We start from the raw sequence: 18,356 nt of genomic DNA, 5'->3' as shown, positions 1-18,356 counted from the left end.
GAAACTCCGGTCTAGTTGGCGAGCGACAGCCGCGGAAACGTCTCCAGCGGGTTGTCGACGCACATCTTCGAGATGATGCTGTTCGGCAGGTCCGGCGGGATCGGATCGTCGCCGTCGAACTGCCAGTGCGGATAGTCGGACGCGAACAGGAACATCTTGTCCGAGCCGATCTGGTCGATGATCTCCTCGACGCTTTTGGCGTCGCCCGGCGCGTCGAACGGCTGCATTGTGACACGAAAACTGTCGCGGATGATCGCTGCCGGCTCGCGCTCGACCCAGGGCACCTCGACGCGCACGCCGCGCCAGGTCTTGTTGGCGCGCCACATGAAAGCCGGGAGCCAGCTCACGCCGGATTCCATCAGCACGACCTTGAGGTCCGGAAACTTGCCGAACACGCCCTCATAGATCAGGCTCAGGATCTGCGCCTGAAATGCCTGCGCCTCGACGAAGTAATATTCGTAGCGGTGCGACGGCCATCCGGCCGAGCTCGGCGCCTGCCGATATTGCGTGCCGGCGTGGATCGCGAGCGGCAGCTTGTACTTTTCCGCGAGCCGATAGACCGGCCAGAAATGCCGGCGTCCCAGCAGCGTCTCGCCCTGCGCCAGCACGAGGATCGAGACGAAGCGGTGATCGCCGGCGCGGCGCTCGATCTCCTCGACCGCCAGATCCGGATCCTGCATCGGCACCACGATCGAGGCACGCAAGCGCGCATCGCGCGACAGCCACTCAGTCGCGATCCAGTCGTTGATCGCCCTGCAGAAGTCGGCCGCCATGTAGGGATCGAACACGGCCTGAGCGCCGTAGAGCACGTTGAGAATCGCGTGGCTGGCACCCAACTGCTCGAATGCGCCCTTCTGTACCATCGCAAGATCGGAACCAGGCTTTGCGCCGTTCGCCGGACGCCAGTCGGCGCGGCCCGCCAGCGGCATGCTGGGCGGATAGGAGGTGAGATCGAGCCCGTCGATGGCGCGGCTCACGACCTGCTCTTTCCAGTGATCGCTGAGATAGGGCAGCAGCGTCGTGCGCGTGCCACCAACCGCCGGGTGGATGTCGCAGTCGATCCGCGTCACCGCCATGAAGTTCCTCGCCGAGATCTTGTAAGCACATCTTTTTGGCGGCATTCTTTGTGTGCCGCTCGTGCAAAGTGCTCCGGCCGCTGCCGGTGCGCAAGAGCGCACGCCCGCGCGATCCGTCATGGCTCGGTTGCATTTCGCAGGCGCAATACGAAGTTTGGCGGAATGCGGGTCGGCGCCGAGGCAGCGGAGCGAATTACTCCGCTGCTTCCTCGCGTATTGTCATGCCTCTCAAGCCGCCTTGGAGACTTCCATCAGTAAACGTTCCGCCCTGGCATCCTCGATGCGGTTCACCATCCGGCTACTTTCATGGTTGTCCCGGACCGTCTTGGTCAGGGTGATGCAAGTCTGGATCAACATGACGATGCCCATGGTGAGATAACCCTTCATCCAGAGGTCGATCGGCAGGAAGAAGATGCCGATGGCGATGAGGAAGGCGGAGGCTGCGAAGGACACGTAAGTGAAAGTCACCCAGGCGCCGCTGTGGGGCTGGCCATTCTGGTTCATGATGGTCTCCTGTTGGTTCGAATGATGATGGGTTTGGGATCAGACCGTCGGCGTGCGCTTGGACTTCAACCGTGCCAGCACGTCGTCCGCGGTCGTCTTGAGCCTGGGGCCAAAACCCTGCTCGGCGAGTTTTTCGGCGGTGGCGAGCGGACCGGTGGCCGCATCGAGCTCGACCAGCGCGTCGTCGGCGGCCTGGGCTTCCATCTGCCGCTCACGAAGACGCCTCAAAGTGCTCTCCGCCTCCGGCAGCGTGGATTCGTAGGGGCGTGCCGCCTCGATGCCGCTGCGGCGAAGCGAGCGCACCGCTTCCGAGGCACGGGCGACGCGGCGGCCGCGGTCGAGCTCGGTGATGCGGGCCTGCGCGCTTGCGACGTGCCGCTTCAGCCGCGCGATTTCGGTTGCGAACAGTGCGCGGGCCGTCAGCGCCGCATCGCGATCGGCCTCCAGGCCCGCGATGGCTTCGGCAGCATCGTTGGCGAGATCCTCGCGGTCCCCGTCGAGCGCCGCGACCGCGCGCATCTCGAGATCAGCGATGCGGGCGACGGTCGCCTCGAGCTTGCGAGCTTCCTGCTGGTCCTGCGCAATCGCCAGCGCAAGGGTCCGTTTGCCGCGCTCGACGGCCGCGGCCGCGTCGCGCATCTGTTGATCGAGGATCAGAAGGGCCGTCCGGTCTTCCAGCTCCTCGCTGGCGGCGGCCACGCTGCCGCGGAAAAGTGTCACTACGGTCTTGAACATCTGAAGCTCCCTGTTATGAGCGTTGCTCACGGATGGTTTGTAGCAAGAAACTTGAACATCGTTCAAGGAATATTTGAGCGACGCTCAAGAATTTGGTTTGCGGATGACTAAGCCATTGGAACGCCGAGAGAAACTTCGATCCGATTTGATCCTGGCGGCGGAACGAATGATCGCCGACAGGGGATTGGCGGGTTTAAAGACCCGCGATCTCGCCCGCGAGATCGGCTGCGCCAACGGCGCGGTCTACAATCTCGTCGCCGATGTCGATGAACTGATCCTACGCGTGGGCTCGCGCACTTTGCTTCGGCTCGACCGGGCCCTGAGCGCGGCGGAAAGCGCGCGCGAGCCGTCGCCGCAGGAGACCCTGGTCCGCATTGCTCTCGCCTATTGCGATTTCGCCGCGGAGAATCTCGAGCTGTGGCGCGCTCTGTTCGAGCACCGCATGGCAGCCGACAAGCCCCTCCCCGACTGGTCCATCGACGACCAGCTGCAGCTGTTTCGCCACGTCTACCAGCCGCTGGCCGCGCTATTTCCAAAACGCAGTCGGGAGGAGCTCGGCATCACCGCGCGCAGCCTGTTCTCGGCGGTGCATGGCATGGTGGCGCTGGGACTGGAGCAGAAACTGGTCGCGGTGCCGCTGCCGGCGCTCCGGAAGGAAATCGCGGGCCTGGTGCGCGCGATGATTGACGGGCTGATCGCGCGGGCGGCGTAGAGGCCGAGAGAGCACGGCTCAACTGTCGGCGTGCCTGACTAAAATTTCACCTGTCGCGTCGTGTGCCGCGCGCTTAGCTTCGCGAGGTCCACTTCCCTCTCCGGAGCATCCAATGCCCCTCCTCATCCGCGGCGGCACCGTCGTCAATCATGATCATTCGCGCCGCGCGGACGTGCTGATCGACGGCGCGACCGTCGTCGCGATCGGGCGGTCGCTCGATGCGCCGACGGGGTGCGAGATCATCGATGCGGGCGGCGCTTACGTCATCCCGGGCGGCATCGATCCGCACACCCATCTCGAAATGCCGTTCATGGGCACGGTCACCGCCGATGATTTCGAATCGGGGACCAAGGCGGCGCTGGCCGGCGGCACCACCATGGTGGTGGATTTCTGTCTGCCCGATCCAGGCCAGTCGATGCTCGCGGCCTATCAGGAGTGGCGGCACAAATCCGAGAAGGCGGCCTCCGATTACGGCTTCCACATGGCGGTAACGTCGTGGTCGAAGCAAATCCATGACGAGATGGAGACCGTGGTCAAAACCTACGGCATCAACACCTTCAAGCACTTCATGGCCTACAAAGCCGCGCTGATGGTGAACGACGACGAGCTCTACAACTCGTTCGCCCGCTGCGCCCATCTCGGCGCCATGCCGGTCGTGCATGCGGAGAACGGCGACGTCGTCGCCCTGATGCAGGAGGCGCTGATCGCGCGCGGCATCACCGGGCCCGAGGGACACGCTTATTCACGGCCGCCGGAGGTGGAGGGTGAAGCCACCAACCGCGCCATCATGATCGCCGACATGACGGGGACGCCGGTCTACATCGTGCACACGAGCTGCCGCGAAGCGCATGAGGCGATCGCGCGCGCACGTGCGGCGGGCAAGCGCGTCTATGGCGAGCCGTTGATCCAGCACTTGTTGCTGGACGCCGGTGAATATCAGAACAAGGACTGGGATCATGCCGCGCAGCGCGTGATGTCGCCGCCGTTCCGCGACAGGTCGCATCAGGATAGTCTTTGGGCCGGTCTGCAAGCCGGCTCGCTGCAGGTGGTCGCGACCGACCACTGCGCCTTCACCACCGAGCAGAAGCGGTTCGGGTTCGGCGATTTCAGAAAGATCCCGAACGGCACCGGCGGCCTCGAAGATCGCCTCGCCCTGCTGTGGACCGCGGGCGTCGCCACGGGACGGTTGACGAAGGAAGAATTCGTCGCAGTCACCTCGGCGAATATCGCCCGCATCCTCAACATCTATCCGCGCAAGGGCGCGGTCGCCGTCGGCTCGGATGCAGATATCGTGGTTTGGGATCCCAAGGCGAGCAAGACCATCAGCGCGAAGCGGCAGATGAGCCGGATCGATTACAACGTGTTCGAGGGGTTTTCCTGCACCGGCGGACCGGCGGCGACGCTGTCGCGCGGCCGAATCGTCTGGAAAGACGGCGATCTGCGCGCCGAGGCCGGCGACGGCCGTTATGTCGAGCGCCCGGCGTTCTCGCCCGTGCATGTCGCCAATTCGACGTGGAAGGAGCTGACCGCCCCACGCGCCGTGCCCCGCGGAGCGGTGACGCCGTAGAATTGATGGCCGCGGCCTCGGCGTCCACGTGTTTTCGGCAATGCCTGTCATCGTCAACAACCACGTCGCGGGGGTGATCTACACGACGCGGACGCTTCAGGGCAAAGCGGGCAGCCTGACGCCGGCCGAGCAGGAGACGTTCATCGCCAACATCCTGTCCGACACAAAGCGGCTGGAAGCGATGGCGCAGCGGCTGCGCGAACTCGCGCGTGCCGAAAGCCTGCCGCAAAACGAGCGCACGGAATTGGCGCCGGTGATTGCCGACCTCAGGAGCCGATTTCCGGCGAGCTCGATAGAGGCCAGCGGCAGCCTCGACCTGATGATCGGCATGTCGGCCGAGAAGGCGCTGATCGTGCTGTCGCATCTCGCCGATAATGCGATGCGACACAAGGCTGGGACAATCAGGCTGAAAGCGATCGACGAGCGTACGACCCTGCGTGTGACGGTAAGCAATGACGGCGAGCCGATCTCGGCGCCGAACCGCGACAGGATCTTCGACGCGTTCTTCACCACGCGCCGCGACCAGGGCGGCACCGGGATGGGGCTCGCGATCGCGCGCGCGGTGATGGCGAGCCATGGCGGCTCGATCAGGCTCACGCCGACCGATCAGGGCGCGGCGTTCGAGCTGCAGTTTCCAATGGGCTAGATCGCGAACACCCAGGCGGCGACGATGGTGCCGATGGTGACCAGACCGGCGATGGTCCAGCCGGCGGCGTATTCCAGCTCAGGATGACCGGTCGCCCGCATGATCTCTGCCGGATCGGCGGTATGCTTCTCTGCCATGACAGCCTCGCACGTTACTTTCCGCGTCATATGTAAGTCGCATCAGCCACCATTAGGTTCCATCACGGAAATGCGAGGAATGACGCAGCTTGGTTTGTTCGCCGATCCGCACGTAGGGCCCGCCGGCCTTCGCTATGCCGATGACTTCGTCGAGACCGCCGTCGAGCAGGCGCTCATCGGCCGCATCGCAGCATTGCCGCTCCAGCGCTTCCAGTTCGGCGCCTTCGAGGGCAACCGCCGGGTGGCGTCCTTCGGCTATCGCTATGACTATTCGCTGCAGCGGCTGGCCGAGGCCGAGCCGATCCCGGACTGGGTCCTGCCCGTCGCGCGGCAGGTCGAGGCATGGGCTGGGCTTGCCGGCGGCAGCGTGCGGCAGGTGCTCTGCACCGAATACGAGGCCGGCGTCGGCATCGGCTGGCATCGCGACAAGCCGCATTTCGACAAAATCCTCGGCATGTCGCTGGGCTCGTCCTGCAAATTCCGTTTCCGCCGCCGTAGCGGCGACAAATGGGAGCGCCACACGCTCGAAGCCCGGCCGCGCTCGCTTTACATGATGGACGGCGAGGCGCGGTCGCAATGGGAGCACAGCATCCCGCCGGCCGAGGCGCGCCGCTATTCCATCACCTTCCGGACGATGAAGCAGGCCTGACAGGTCGGCCAAACAAAAAAACACGAAACAACCCCATGCACAGTAGAACGGCCGTCTGGGCGCGGGGCTCGGCCCCGCGGCGTAACCGTTTGACACCTCGGAGCAAAACAGCCGTAGCGCGCGAAGGCGCGAGGCGAGGCGAACTTGCCTTCCAATTCGGATTTACATGCTAATCTGGTTCCGCGCGCTTCTCGGAGGGAAGCCGCGATTGCAGGTCCAGGGAGGGAAGATGAAAGCCGGTCGATTGATCTTCGCCTGCACCCTCGTCCTCGCAGCCGCCTCCGGCGTCGCGGGAGCCTCCGACGCGACGCCCGCAAAAGTCTCGGGCGCGACGGCGCTGGCGCTCGCGGGGGTGATCGCGCCGCTGTCGTCGGTCCTGTCTGGCGCCGAGAAGAAGGCAATGGCGATGCTGTTCGCCGCCAACAGCGACATTCCCTACAAGAAGCCGATCATGGTGACCGCCGATCGAATCGTCTGTCGCGCCGGCAATGTCGACATCACCGTCCGGAACTGCGAGGTCACCTTCGGCAAGAAGACCCGGACGGTGAATGGCTCCACGGCCAACGAGATCTTCGCCACCGAAGCTCTGGCCGGCATTCCGGCCGACGGCGCCGCAGGATCGAATTTCGAGAGCCTGACCAAGCTGAGCTGCACGATCGACCCCAATGCCATCCGCCGGAAGGACGGCAGCGGGGCGGATTGCACGTTCCAGCCGGGGAATTGAACCACGCGTGGAGGACGAGCCGAGAGAACCATGGGTGCCGCGAAATCGCCTCATGACCAACTAACTAATAAGGCGAATTGAAAAGACGGGCCAAACGCGCGAGCCCATATCGGGCACGCAGGGCCACCACCGACATGAAGAATTTTCTCGCATTTTTTCTGATTCTGGGCCTGACGGCAGCCTCCGCGCACGGCCCCTTGCCGCCGCGGCCGGCTGCGCCGTCCGATCTTGTCCAGGTCGGCCTCACAGATAGCGACACCACCGCAGGCGGCACCGCGCGGCTATGCGAGCAGGTCACCTTCTCGCGCGGCCTGCGCTACGGCGAGAGCGAAGCCAATGTGCTCGATGTCGCCACCGCCACGACCAAGGCGGATACGCCGCGGCCGGTGCTGCTGTTCGTGACCGGCGACACCTTCACTGGCGACCGCGCCGCGCCGGAGCTGTCGCGCCAGATCCAGGACCAGGCCATGTGCTTTGCCGCGCGCAACGACATGATCGGCGTGCGCGTCAACTACCGGCTGGCGCCCTCGGCGACGTGGCCGGCGGGTGCGAGCGACGTGGCGGCGGCGCTGTCCTGGGTCTACGGCAATATCGACCTATTCAACGGCGATGCCCGCGAGATCGTCGCAGTCGGCTACGGCGCCGGCGCCTTCCACGTCGCCACCCTGCTGGCCCATCCCGAACTCCAGACCGACCGCGCCGATGTCGCGGCGGTCGTGCTGGTGTCCGGGATCTACCGCGCCGGCAAGGACGCCAGCGACAGCGAGAAGGCCTATCTCGGCAGGGACGCCAGCCAGTACAACAAGCGCTCGGTCTTCCCCGGCATCCTCAATGTGGACGTCCCGATCGTGCTGGCCTGGGCCGCGGATGATTCCGCCGGCATCACGGCGCAGGGCGAAACCCTGAAGAAGACGCTCTGCGGCGCCGGCCATTGTCCGCGTAGCGCGCTGCTGCGCAGCCGCGACGGCATCGCGAGCGCCTTCGGCCTCGACGGCTCCGGCGACAGCCTCGCCGAGCCGACACTGCTGCTGGTGCATCAGCTCGAGGCGCGCGGTCTGCCGTAGCGGCGTGTTGCCGGCAGCGCGCTGATAACGTCCACCTTTAGCTGGGTTGCCCTCTCGCGGCCGCGCGCTCTCAGACAATTGTCTCGCCGGCGTTAGCACGCTTCAAACTACGATTCGCGATCTGGTCGCCGCCCGGATCGCCGCGTGCTATCTAGGAGAGTTCTCTGAAGCATTTCTATCTATGGGGGTTCGTTAGGGACCGAGCAAATCGGCGTTTCGACGCGCCGCCGCCACGATCGGAAAACCGATGCTTAGTTTGCTTGCACGATGCGCGGTGATCTCTTTTGCGTTGATTTCGGCCTCCGCCGCCGAACCGGTCAAGCTCAAATTGGCCTTCCCCAGTTCCGACCGCTCGACGAGTTATCTCGCTGCGGTCAAGCCATTCGTCGACGCGGTCAACGCCGAGGCAAGAGGCCAGATCGAAATCGAGACCTATTTCAGCGGCGTGCTTGGAAAGGATCCGGCTGAGCAACCCCAGCTCGTGCTCGATGGTACGGCCGACATCGCCTACGTCGTGACGGGACTGACTCGCAACCGGTTCGCAGACAATGCAATCATCGAGATGCCCGGCCTGTTTACGAACATGCGGGAGTCCGTTGCGGTTTTCAAGCGGCTTATGGCCGCCGGCGCGCTGCAAGGATACGACGACTACGTGGTGATCGGCGCCTATGTCACCGAGCCCGAGACGATCCACAGCAACATTCCGATCACGTCGCTGAATGATCTGAAGGACAAGAGAATTCGCGTCAACAATCCGGGCGAAGCCGCAGCGCTCGAAAAGCTCGGAGCGCGGCCCGTATTTCTGCCGGTCACCAAGATCTCCGAAGCCATCGGCAGCGGCAGCATCGATGGCGCCCTGGTACCACCATCTCCATTGGTCGATTACGGCATCAAACGCGTTGCGACCTATCATTACCTTCTTGGCATCAGCGGCGCACCGCTGATGGTTTTGATGAACCGGAAAATATTCAACCGGCTGCCGAAACCTGCACAGGCGACCATCCTCAAATACAGCGGTGCGTGGTCTGCCGGACGTTTCATGGATACCTACGAAGCCGTTGAAAACAGCATTATGGGGGAGCTGAAGTCCGATCCCAAACGCCAGGTGACCATACCCACGCCGTCGGACCTCGATGCGGCCAATGCCGTGTTCGCGGCCGTTGCCGACGATTGGGCTTCGAAAAGTGAGCGCAATGCCGAACTGCTAAAAACGGTTCGGGCCGAGCTCACGAAAATGCGATCGACCCGGTAGCACTGATGCCGTCACTCGCCAGTATCTGGCCTCAGCGAAACATCGTCACCATCGTCGCCGCGCTTGCCATTCTGTTGCTGGGCGCCGGGACGACCCTGAAGATCACGACCGATCATCTTCTCCGTCAAGATGCGACGTCGACCGCTCGTAGCTGGGCGAGGTTCCTGGCGGCCAGTGTCACCGATCTCGAGCAGATCGCCGGCGGCGAGCAGCCTTCCGCCGCGAGCATGGTGTTCTTCCTGTCGGCGCGAAATTCCGGCGAGGTCTTTCACTACGAAATATTCAACCGTAATGGCTACTCCCAGTTCGTTTCGACCCGCGAAAAGATCGCGCTCGTCGACTTGTCTGAATATAGCCCCGATGCGGCGCGATCAGCGGTTGACGGTCTCCCGATCGTCGACGTCAGGGAGGGAAATTCGCCCGACCGACCGGCATTCTTCGCCCGCGCCTATGTCCCGGTCCAGACCGACGGTCGCCTCACCGCTGTCGTTGCGGCCTACGTGGATGAAACCGAGCAACGCAAGAATGTCCACAATACGTTCCTGACCGCGGCCGTGTTCCTTTGCCTGCTGTCAGGTCTCGCCTTCTCCATTCCCGCAATTGCCTGGTATCGGGAAACAAAGGTGAAGCACGCTGACCGGCGCATCCGGTTTCTCGCCCATCATGACGCGTTGACCGGGCTGACCAATCGCCCGCAGCTGATCGAAAAACTGGAGAGCGCCATCGCTCGCCTGCCGATGCGGGGCGGCAGCCTTGCCGTACACTTCATCGACATCGACCGTTTCAAGGAGGTCAACGATTCGCTTGGTCACGACGGTGGCGATTTTCTGCTCAAGTCCATCGCCAAGCGTCTTCGCGCCGCGGCCAGGATCGACGACGTGGTGGCGCGGCTCGGCGGCGACGAATTCGTGGTCGTGCAGAGCGGGATCGCCGGCAAAGCTCAGGCCGAGTCGTTTGCGAGCCATCTCGCCGCCGCGGTAAATGCGACCGTGAAATTCAAGCAGCACGAGATCCTCACCACCGCTAGCATCGGCGTGGCGCTGGCGACGGGGGAAGACACCACCGCCGAGCGGTTGCTCAAGAGTGCCGACCTCGCGCTCTACGCGGCCAAGGCAGCCGGCCGCAACTGCATCCGGTTTTTCCTGCCTGAAATGGACACTGAGCTACAAGCGCGCATCGAGCTCGAGAGGGCGATTCGCGACGCGGTACTGAATGATCGCTTCGAATTGCATTATCAGCCGCTCTTCGAAATATCCCAGCGCCGCCTTGCCGGCTTCGAAGCGCTGATCCGGATGCCCGCGGCGGACGGAACCCTCATTCCGCCATTGACCTTCATTCCGGTCGCCGAGGACTTGCGGCTTATCGACAAGATCGGGGCGTGGGTGTTGCGGGAGGCATGCCGCACGGCCGCGACCTGGCCGGCGCACCTGACCGTTGCAGTGAACCTGTCACCCGTGCAGTTCGTGGCGGGCAACATCGGTGACATCGTCGCCGCCGCACTAAAAGACGCCGGACTCGCGGCGCACCGACTCGAACTGGAGATCACCGAAAGCCTGCTGCTCGGCAACACCGAAACGATCATGGCTCAGCTCCGGACGCTCAAGACGATGGGCGTTGCCATCGTGATGGACGATTTCGGGGCTGGCTATTCGAGCCTCAGCTATCTGTGGCGCTTTCCGTTCGACAAGATCAAGATCGATCGAGCCTTCATGCAGAGCCTCGACGGCCCTCATTGTCAGGTCGGGACAGTAGTAAAAGCGATCATCGCGCTCGGACGGGAACTGCGCATGCGGGTGACGGTCGAAGGCGTCGAGACCGCCAACCAGGCAGCTTTCCTCGACGCGGCCAACGGTGATCAGGTCCAGGGCTTCTTCTTCGGCCGGCCGATCCCCGCCTCAGAGCTCGGCGCCAGCATTCTCGCGGAGTTTGAGAAAGCAATGCCGCGGGCTTCGCCCGCGACCAAGCTGCACCTCGTCAACACATCGGCTGAACGGTAGCACGGACCCGTGCCTCTATCGGCCCAATGCGACTCTTGGCGATCCGCTATCGCAGACAATTCTCATGTTTCAGTTAGCCTTTGCAACACCAACATCGCATTTGGATTCGGCCGGCCGTATCTCGCGCGGAGGTTGCGCGTTGACTCTCAGGTGTATGATGCAAAACAAAACGCGTTTCGATTCGACATTCGAAGGCGGCGGCGGTCCAGATATCGCAAAACCTCTCGCGGTGGACGGAAACCATGACGCGCACGGTTTGCAACGCGCGTTGGATGCGCGTCTCAGTCCCGGCAATGCCGATGCCCCCGCAACCGGCGGCGATGCCGCCGCGGATGTAGCGCAATCCAAGCCGAGCCGGACGCTTCTCCGATTTGTGAAGGCCGCGGCGGGCATCGCCATCGTCGCAGTATTCGGCTGGCTGCCGCTCAGAGCGCTTTTCCAGACGTCAAGCGTCGAAGCCGTCGTCAATTCGAGGCTCGTGACGTTGAGGTCGCCGATTGACGGGAAGATTTCAGCCGGGGCCAGTCTGTCAGGCGATTTAGGCACCGTCGGTGAGGGCACTTTCATCCTCCGTGTCGTCAATCCGCGCGGCGACCGCGTGCGGCTCGATGACCTGCGCAGTCAGATGTCTCGCCTCGAAAACGAAAGGCCGAGCCTCGTTTCGAAGATAGCTTCAGCCCAGGCGGGGCAGAAGGATCTGGCGCGTCAGGCGGCCCTGTTCACAGCGGGGCGCATTCGTCAGCTCGAGGCGCGCATCGCAGAAATCCAAACATCAATCGAAGCGGCCGCAGCGCGTCGTGAAGAGGCGGCAGCCGCGGTGGAACGAGCATCATCGCTCATCAAATCGGGCAGCGTTTCGTCTGTCGAGCTTGGGCGCCTGACGCGGGATCAAACCATTGCTCAGCAGACCGAAATCGGCGCGCGACGCCGTCTGGATGCAACCCAGGTCGAGCTCACCGCCGCGCGCGAGGGCACTTTCCTCGGCGACAGCTACAACGATCGTCCGAGCTCGGTGCAGCGTGAGGAGGAAATGCGGCAGCGGGCTGAAGGCCTCACCGCGGACGTAGCGCACGCCGATGCGCAAATCTCGTGGCTCGTCGGCGAGATAGAATCAGAGCGATCTCGTTACATCGGCCGCTCCGAGGCGGACATCAAGTTCCCCGTCGCCGGCCGAATATGGGAGGTCATGACGGCACCTGGAGAGGACGTCCGGGCCGGACAACCGCTCATTCGTCTACTCGATTGTTCCGGCGCCGTAGTGACGGCGAACGTCACTGAGAGCGTGTATAACGGGCTGCAACTGGGATCTCTCGCACATTTCCGGCCGAGCGCCGGCGGCCCCGAATTGACTGGCACCGTCGTCAATCTCACCGGCTCCGCAGGGGTCGCAGCGAACCTCGCCATTAATCCCGATGCGCTGAGCAAGGAACCGTATCGTGCGACGATTTCGGTCCCCGACCTCAACGATGGCTCCAACGATTGTCCAGTCGGGCGAACCGGACGCGTCATCTTCTCGCCAGACACTGCGAGAAAGCCATGATCGCCGCGCTGACACCGGGCCTTATTGCGCTCGGGTTCTGCGTTGCCGTCCTTCCCTGGTTGCGGCACGAGAACTCCACGGCGCGCTCGCTGATGATCTCAATCGCATCGCTGCTCATGATCCGCTATTTTGGATGGCGCATGACAGCCACGGTGCCGCCCGTCGGCTGGACCGCCGACTTCGCCGTGGGATCCGTGTTCCTCTTCGTCGAGGCTGTATCGCTTGCGGCGGGTGCACTGACACTGGTGTTTCTCAGCCGCTCGACCAATCGAACGCCGCAAGTCGAAGTCAACAGGCGGTGGCTTGCCGGACGGCAAGCTCCGCTGATCGACGTATTCATTTGCACCTACAACGAGGAAACGTCGATTCTGGAGCGCACAATCATCGGCGCCACGGGAATGAACTATCCCAACTACCGCGTCTGGGTTCTGGACGACGGACGGCGTGACTGGCTCGAAAAGCTTGCCGGCCAGCTCGGCTGCCGGTATCTGGCGCGCCCGGACAACAAGGACGCCAAGGCCGGCAACATCAATCACGCCCTGTGGCATGTGGCGGAGCTCGCCGATCCCCCAGATTTCATTTCGATTCTCGACGCCGATTTCGTGCCTATGCCCGAATTTCTCAGCCGCGCGACGTGCCTGTTCCGCGACCAGGGCGTAGGCGTGGTACAGACACCTCAGCATTTCATCAATGCGGATCCGATCCAAACCAATTTGGCCGCGACCAAGGTCTGGCCGGACGAGCAGCGCTTTTTCTTCGATATCCTGATGCCATCGAAGGACGCTTGGGGCGTGGCGTTTTGTTGCGGCACGTCGTCGGTCATCCGATTCTCGTCCCTCGTGAAGATCGGCGGCTTTCCGACCGATTCCGTGACGGAGGACTACTTGCTGACGCTGCGGCTGACGGAAATTGGATCACGCACGGTGTACCTGAACGAGCGTCTGACCTTGGGGCTGGCCCCGGAGGGACTCAAGGAGTACATCACTCAGCGCAGCCGATGGTGTCTTGGCTTCATGCAAATCTTTCGGGGGCGCAGTGGTCCCTTTTCCCGAAGATCGCAGCTGGACGTTGTCGACAGGCTTTCTCTCATCGAAGCATTCATGAGTTGGACCTCGACCTATGTCGTCAAGGTCTTCGGTCTCGTCGTTCCAAGCCTTTATCTTCTCTTCGGCATCAATGCGGTCCAGGCCGATCTTTTCGAACTCCTCGGATATTTCCTGCCTTTTTATGTCTGGTATTCGCTCACCATGGCCTGGATTTCCCGCGGACGCTCCATGCCGGTGATGTCGGATGTCGCTCAATACATTGCACTGCCGGCGGTTCTCAAGGCCGTGGCGGCGGGACTGCTCCAGACGCAGGGACACACATTCAAGGTCACGGCGAAGGGCGGGGATCGCGACCAACGCTTCGTCGAATGGCCACTGCTCAGGATATACGGCACCGCATTGGCGATTACGCTCGCGGGTATCGTCTATGCCTTCGTGCTTCATGTGCAAGGTGACATGATCGCCTATGGCGGTCTGGCGCTCGCCTGGAGTTTGTACAACGCCATCATTCTGTTGATCGTCTGCCTGGTGTCCATCGAGCAGCCGCGGCGACGGAAGGCCGAGCGGTTCGAGCGAGATGAGCCTGTCCTTTTCAATATCGGTTCCCGGCAGTGCATCTACCGTTTGGCAGACATGTCGATCACGGGCGCTCGCTTCGTGAGCGACAATCCACCACCTGTCGGGACCGCGGTTCGCTGCACCCTCCAGGAGAGAAACGTCGCGGCCCTGGTCGTGCGACGCACGGGGAATGGCTTTGCAATCCGGTTTGATGAAACCCTCAACACCCGCATCGCTCTCATTCGCGCTTTCTATTCCGGTGACTACGTCAGCGCATTCAGCGGCATCCACGCCGCCCCGATCGGCAAAGCATTAATGATGCGGATTTTCGGGTGACTACCTCTGCTGATGAAGCGCAGCACCAAGCTCGCTGAACGTCACCGTCGTTGCCAAGCCGAGCGCTGCAACCGGTTCTTCTCGACCAATGCCTACGTCCAGGCCTTCGGCGCTCGATCGTTCCAGATAGCGCGCGCCCTATGTAGGCGCCCGCAATTCGCCCTGAAACCAAGCCAAGGTATCAGACGATCTCATTGGGTCGACCAGCACGACCGCGATCTGGTCGACGAAATCGCAAGCGGGACATTCGAAGGTCCAAATCTCAGAACCGGCGGAGCTTGGCGTGATGCGCGCCAGCGTCGTTGTTATCCGGCATGTAGGACAAGGTGGTCGCTGAATGGCCATGAGGCTCGCCTGAATCCGGCGGGAGCGCGATACTCTCAGTCACCGATGGGCGCCGATGCGGGCGGTGATGGACCATCATGGAACCGAGAGCTCTGCCGCCACCGGTCAATATAGACCACCATCCAAATTACGGCCCGCTATCCCAAACATGATCTTTCACAGATCGATTCATTTTTCATCGGACGAGTGCGGAACAGCGAGCGCACCCGGGCTATATCGCCCGATTTCACGACCGCCGGGTCGAGATGGAGTTCAAAGTCCGCGGGCTGCCCTAGCGGCGCGCCCCAGTCGGCGCGTCAGCACGCCTGCCGTTTCGTCCGGCCCTCCAGCTGCGCACCGCGCCACAGCTTTGACAAACGCTTGACCTAGATCAAGCAGCCTTGGTGCGGATTGAGCCGACCTCGATGAGGGGCCAACGTCAAGGTATCGGGCATGCGCGTCTCCGGCAGGATGCTGTTCGTGTTGATGGTTGCCCTGGCATCGCTCGGGGCGATGTCGCAGGAGCGCGCCGATCAACCCACCGCCGACAACGAAATCCGTATCGGCAATGTCATGCCGTATTCGGGACCGCTGTCCGAATTCGGCGCCATCGGCCAGGCGGAAGCGGCCTATTTCGACATGGTCAACGCGCGCGGCGGCATCAACGGCCGCAAGATCCGCTTCATCACGCGCGATGACAATTCCGATCCGACGACCGCGCTGGAGCTGACGCGCAATCTGGTCGAGACGGACGACGTGCATTTGATGTTCGGATCGTTCGGCACGCCCGGTAATCTCGCCACGCGCTGGTATCTGAACGCGAAGAAGATCCCACAACTGTTCGTCGCCTCCGGCGACGAGGAGCTGAGCCAGGCCAAGGCGTTTCCCTGGACCATGGGCTGGCAGCCGTCGTTCCGGTCGGAGGGGCGCATCTACGCCAACTATCTCCAGGCCTATTATCCCAGGAAGAAGATCGTGGTGCTCTGGCAGAACGACCAGTTCGGGCGTGCGCTTCTCAAGGGCCTGGAGGAAGGTCTTGGCGATCTGAACCGTCTCGTCCTCGTCGACATCGCCTTCGACATTGCCGATGAGCATCTCGACGGACACGTCTCGATCCTCAAGCGCGCCGGCGCCGATATCTTCGTCTTTCTCGGTGTACCGTCGACGGCGTCCAAGGTGATCAAGCTGGCGGCGGCAATGAAATGGCGCCCGGTCTTCATCGTCAACGACGCCTCCGCCTCAATCGCCAATGCGATGGCGCCCGCAGGCCTGGAGAATTCCTCCGGCGTGATCTCGGCGGCCTTTCTGAAGGACCCGAGCGATCCCGCATGGAAGGACGATCCCGCCATGAAGGACTGGTTCACTTTCATGGACAAATACCATCACGACGAAAGCACCAACAGCAGCGCCGCGCTCTATGGCTACGCCGCGGCAGAGGCGCTGACGCAGGTGCTGAAGCAATGCGGCGACGACCTCTCGCGCGAGAACATCATGCGTCAGGCGGCTTCGCTGAGGAATTATCAGCCTTCGGTCGCCCTGCCCAACATCAGGATGAACACCTCGCCGAACAGCTACCTGCCGATCCGGCAGATGCGGCTGGTCCAGTTCGACGGCCGCTCCTGGCAACCCTTCGGCGACGTGATCGAAACCGCCTTCACGGAAGGCGCGGCGCGGTGAGTTGACTCGGGCCCACCTATTGCTGGGCTACCCCTCTCCCCCGCCCTCTCCCACAAGGGGGGGAGGGAGCCGAGCGGAGAACGGAGCAGCGTCGCACCATGATCGACTTTCCGCGAAGTTGGACAACGTCGCCACGTTAAAGATGTGTTTCCCTCCCTCCTTGTGGGGGAGGGCTAGGGAGGGGGTGCCACACGGCACACTCTCTCGATGGGAGACGGCAACGCGCGTGCTCCTCACGCCGGGTTCAGCGAGGCCAGCGCATTCTCCAGCAGCGAGCGCACCCGCGCCGCGTCGCCAGATTTGACCACGGCGGGGTCGAGATAGAGCTCCAGCCCCGGCGCTCGCTCGGTGATGATCCCGCTCCTTTCGGCGGCCGCGTCGTTCAGCGCGTCGACCGAATAGGGAATGATTTCGCGGCTGATGCCCTTCATCGTGATCGCGGGCAGCGCGTGGGCGCGGACGATGTCGCTGACCAGCGCGAAGGTCTCGTAGCTCAGCACGATGCCGCCGGGCTCGGCGATCGATTGCAGGCGCGCGGCGAGGTTCGCCTCCGCACCGATGATGGTGTAGTCCATGCGATCGCTGCTGCCGAAATTGCCGACATTGCAATAGCCGGAATTGATGCCCATGCGGGCCTTGAACGGCAGCTCGATGCCGGAGGCGCGCCATTTCGCATTGAGCTCGGTGAGCCGGTGCTGCATGCGCCAGGCCATCTGAAGGCAGGCCTGCGCGTCGGCGCGGTCGCCTTTGGTCTCGGGGTCGCCGAAGAAGATCAGCATGGCATCGCCGATGAACTTGTCGATGGTGCCGCCAAATTCGTGGGCGACCGCCGACATCTCGGTGAAATATTCGTTGAGGAGCTGGGTCAGCAACTCCGGCTGGAGCCGCTCCGCCGTCGCGGTGAAATTCTGGATGTCGGAGAAGAAGATGGTGAGCTTCTTGCGCTCGGTGTGGATGGTGACGTCCTTCTGGCCGGAGAAGATGCTCTTGTAGACCTGCGGCGGGATGTAGCGCGAGATCTTCATCGACAGCGAAGCCAGGAAGTCGTTGGCGGATTCGAGCTCCTTGTTCATGCCCTTGATACGGCTCGCCTGGCGGCGCTGCAGCGAGAGAAACGACAGGCCGCTGCCGGCGGCGATCAGGAAATAGGCCAGCAGGAACTTGAACGAGAAGATGTTGGCGGCGATCGGCTGGGCAATGATCACCTCCTGGATGCCTCTGACGTCACCAACCTTCCAGTCCTTCTTCGGGCTCTCGGGGTGGCTGTTGTGGCAGCTGACGCAGGCCGGGCCCATCGTCACCGGAGCAATCAGCCGGACCTTGTCGTTGAACAGCGAGGTCTCGGTGTCGACGATCTTCTGCTCGGGATCGTTGCGAAGCGATTCGAGCGCGTCCTTCTCGAACTTGTCGAGCTGGTGCGGGGCGCGGTTCTGGAACGGGAAGTCCGAGACGAAACGGTAGGTGATGTTTTCCTGCTGCGCCCCGATCACCCGCCCTAGCTCCAGCGACAATGTCGCCGGGATCGGGATCGCGCCGGGGATGGATTCGTAGTTGTGAATCACCCTGGTCGTACCGTTCGGATTGGCGATGATGCGCCCGACCACGTTGGTCGCGTAGTAGCTGCGCACGCTCGTGATCACCGAATTCAGGTCGATCGCCTGCCGGCGCAGCGCGGTCTTGCTGAGTTCGGTCAGGTCCAGCCACACCGCGAGCGGCAAGGCGAGCAGCAGGAAGGCGATCGCGGCACCGGTCAGGATGCCGCTCTTGCGCTGTTCTTCGGAGATCTCTTGCTTCACTCTTTGGCTCCGTGAT

The 18,356-nt window shown here is 62.9% G+C and carries 15 protein-coding genes and 1 pseudogene; 11 read left to right on the top strand and 5 right to left on the bottom strand.

Features of this window, described 5'->3' with window-relative positions; translation table 11 throughout:
* Positions 1–11: 11 nt before the first annotated feature.
* From ACFQX9_RS10410 to ACFQX9_RS10400, 3 genes are all read right to left on the bottom strand, one after another.
* A complete protein-coding gene (locus ACFQX9_RS10410) occupies positions 12–1,076 on the bottom strand; it encodes an amidohydrolase family protein (RefSeq protein ID WP_018453370.1) in 1,065 nt (354 codons plus the stop codon).
* A gap of 228 nt (positions 1,077–1,304) precedes the next feature.
* Positions 1,305–1,580 carry a YiaA/YiaB family inner membrane protein gene (locus ACFQX9_RS10405; RefSeq protein WP_085361234.1) on the bottom strand — a complete coding sequence of 92 codons (276 nt, stop codon included), beginning with the start codon at positions 1,578–1,580 and terminating at the stop codon, positions 1,305–1,307.
* 39 nt (positions 1,581–1,619) lie between these two features.
* A complete protein-coding gene (locus ACFQX9_RS10400) occupies positions 1,620–2,315 on the bottom strand; it encodes a PspA/IM30 family protein (protein WP_018453369.1) in 696 nt (231 codons plus the stop codon).
* 103 nt (positions 2,316–2,418) lie between these two features.
* On the opposite strand from ACFQX9_RS10400, the gene ACFQX9_RS10395 reads away from it, so the two are divergent.
* From ACFQX9_RS10395 to ACFQX9_RS10385, 3 genes and pseudogenes are all read left to right on the top strand, one after another.
* Positions 2,419–3,027: a TetR/AcrR family transcriptional regulator gene (locus ACFQX9_RS10395; RefSeq protein WP_026232519.1), complete on the top strand. Its 609-nt coding sequence runs from the start codon at positions 2,419–2,421 to the stop codon at positions 3,025–3,027.
* A gap of 112 nt (positions 3,028–3,139) precedes the next feature.
* Positions 3,140–4,594: a dihydropyrimidinase gene (hydA, locus tag ACFQX9_RS10390; protein WP_377788211.1), complete on the top strand. Its 1,455-nt coding sequence runs from the start codon at positions 3,140–3,142 to the stop codon at positions 4,592–4,594.
* A 10-nt stretch (positions 4,595–4,604) separates the two neighbouring features.
* Positions 4,605–5,240: pseudogene (locus tag ACFQX9_RS10385) on the top strand (sensor histidine kinase); the annotation flags it as partial.
* On the opposite strand, the gene ACFQX9_RS10380 reads toward ACFQX9_RS10385, so the two are convergent.
* Complete coding sequence (locus ACFQX9_RS10380) at positions 5,237–5,377, bottom strand: hypothetical protein (protein WP_007597071.1); 141 nt, start codon at positions 5,375–5,377, stop codon at positions 5,237–5,239. The pseudogene ACFQX9_RS10385 and the gene ACFQX9_RS10380 sit on opposite strands and share 4 nt — an antisense overlap.
* A gap of 79 nt (positions 5,378–5,456) precedes the next feature.
* Here ACFQX9_RS10380 and ACFQX9_RS10375 point away from each other — a divergent pair, with 79 nt between their 5' ends.
* From ACFQX9_RS10375 to ACFQX9_RS10340, 8 genes are all read left to right on the top strand, one after another.
* On the top strand, positions 5,457–6,026 hold the full coding sequence (locus ACFQX9_RS10375; RefSeq protein ID WP_377788206.1) for an alpha-ketoglutarate-dependent dioxygenase AlkB: 570 nt from the start codon (positions 5,457–5,459) through the stop codon (positions 6,024–6,026).
* Between the two features lie 229 nt (positions 6,027–6,255).
* Complete coding sequence (locus ACFQX9_RS10370) at positions 6,256–6,750, top strand: hypothetical protein (protein ID WP_018453364.1); 495 nt, start codon at positions 6,256–6,258, stop codon at positions 6,748–6,750.
* A 134-nt stretch (positions 6,751–6,884) separates the two neighbouring features.
* Positions 6,885–7,814: an alpha/beta hydrolase gene (locus ACFQX9_RS10365; RefSeq protein WP_018453363.1), complete on the top strand. Its 930-nt coding sequence runs from the start codon at positions 6,885–6,887 to the stop codon at positions 7,812–7,814.
* A 247-nt stretch (positions 7,815–8,061) separates the two neighbouring features.
* Positions 8,062–9,066, top strand: coding sequence for a TRAP transporter substrate-binding protein (locus tag ACFQX9_RS10360; RefSeq protein WP_085350162.1), 1,005 nt, complete (start codon positions 8,062–8,064; stop codon positions 9,064–9,066).
* Between the two features lie 5 nt (positions 9,067–9,071).
* Positions 9,072–11,063 carry a putative bifunctional diguanylate cyclase/phosphodiesterase gene (locus ACFQX9_RS10355; RefSeq protein ID WP_377788201.1) on the top strand — a complete coding sequence of 664 codons (1,992 nt, stop codon included), beginning with the start codon at positions 9,072–9,074 and terminating at the stop codon, positions 11,061–11,063.
* 157 nt (positions 11,064–11,220) lie between these two features.
* Positions 11,221–12,603 (top strand): HlyD family efflux transporter periplasmic adaptor subunit, encoded by a 1,383-nt coding sequence (locus ACFQX9_RS10350; protein ID WP_143273909.1) that lies wholly within the window; start codon positions 11,221–11,223, stop codon positions 12,601–12,603.
* Positions 12,600–14,543 carry a glycosyltransferase gene (locus ACFQX9_RS10345; RefSeq protein WP_377788198.1) on the top strand — a complete coding sequence of 648 codons (1,944 nt, stop codon included), beginning with the start codon at positions 12,600–12,602 and terminating at the stop codon, positions 14,541–14,543. The genes ACFQX9_RS10350 and ACFQX9_RS10345 overlap by 4 nt, the downstream gene beginning before the upstream one ends.
* 777 nt (positions 14,544–15,320) lie before the next feature.
* On the top strand, positions 15,321–16,544 hold the full coding sequence (locus ACFQX9_RS10340) for an ABC transporter substrate-binding protein (RefSeq protein WP_377788196.1): 1,224 nt from the start codon (positions 15,321–15,323) through the stop codon (positions 16,542–16,544).
* A gap of 233 nt (positions 16,545–16,777) precedes the next feature.
* Here the strand turns inward: ACFQX9_RS10340 and ACFQX9_RS10335 are convergent, their stop codons facing one another.
* Complete coding sequence (locus tag ACFQX9_RS10335) at positions 16,778–18,340, bottom strand: adenylate/guanylate cyclase domain-containing protein (protein WP_377788193.1); 1,563 nt, start codon at positions 18,338–18,340, stop codon at positions 16,778–16,780.
* Positions 18,341–18,356: the final 16 nt, after the last annotated feature.

The organism is Bradyrhizobium sp. GCM10028915 (assembly GCF_042666195.1).
Taxonomy (GTDB): Bacteria; Pseudomonadota; Alphaproteobacteria; order Rhizobiales; family Xanthobacteraceae; genus Bradyrhizobium; species Bradyrhizobium canariense_D.
This window is presented reverse-complemented; position numbering and strand designations above follow the sequence as displayed.

What these genes read in the sequence shown, in the direction of transcription:
- ACFQX9_RS10375 (WP_377788206.1), top strand. Translation starts at nt 5,457, where the DNA reads ATGACGCAGCTTGGTTTGTTCGCCGATCCGCACGTAGGGCCCGCCGGC.
- ACFQX9_RS10410 (WP_018453370.1), bottom strand. Translation starts at nt 1,076, where the DNA reads ATGGCGGTGACGCGGATCGACTGCGACATCCACCCGGCGGTTGGTGGC.
- ACFQX9_RS10345 (WP_377788198.1), top strand. Translation starts at nt 12,600, where the DNA reads ATGATCGCCGCGCTGACACCGGGCCTTATTGCGCTCGGGTTCTGCGTT.
- ACFQX9_RS10340 (WP_377788196.1), top strand. Translation starts at nt 15,321, where the DNA reads ATGCGCGTCTCCGGCAGGATGCTGTTCGTGTTGATGGTTGCCCTGGCA.
- ACFQX9_RS10400 (WP_018453369.1), bottom strand. Translation starts at nt 2,315, where the DNA reads ATGTTCAAGACCGTAGTGACACTTTTCCGCGGCAGCGTGGCCGCCGCC.
- ACFQX9_RS10360 (WP_085350162.1), top strand. Translation starts at nt 8,062, where the DNA reads ATGCTTAGTTTGCTTGCACGATGCGCGGTGATCTCTTTTGCGTTGATT.
- ACFQX9_RS10405 (WP_085361234.1), bottom strand. Translation starts at nt 1,580, where the DNA reads ATGAACCAGAATGGCCAGCCCCACAGCGGCGCCTGGGTGACTTTCACT.
- ACFQX9_RS10370 (WP_018453364.1), top strand. Translation starts at nt 6,256, where the DNA reads ATGAAAGCCGGTCGATTGATCTTCGCCTGCACCCTCGTCCTCGCAGCC.
- ACFQX9_RS10380 (WP_007597071.1), bottom strand. Translation starts at nt 5,377, where the DNA reads ATGGCAGAGAAGCATACCGCCGATCCGGCAGAGATCATGCGGGCGACC.
- ACFQX9_RS10350 (WP_143273909.1), top strand. Translation starts at nt 11,221, where the DNA reads ATGCAAAACAAAACGCGTTTCGATTCGACATTCGAAGGCGGCGGCGGT.
- ACFQX9_RS10355 (WP_377788201.1), top strand. Translation starts at nt 9,072, where the DNA reads ATGCCGTCACTCGCCAGTATCTGGCCTCAGCGAAACATCGTCACCATC.
- ACFQX9_RS10365 (WP_018453363.1), top strand. Translation starts at nt 6,885, where the DNA reads ATGAAGAATTTTCTCGCATTTTTTCTGATTCTGGGCCTGACGGCAGCC.
- ACFQX9_RS10395 (WP_026232519.1), top strand. Translation starts at nt 2,419, where the DNA reads ATGACTAAGCCATTGGAACGCCGAGAGAAACTTCGATCCGATTTGATC.
- hydA (WP_377788211.1), top strand. Translation starts at nt 3,140, where the DNA reads ATGCCCCTCCTCATCCGCGGCGGCACCGTCGTCAATCATGATCATTCG.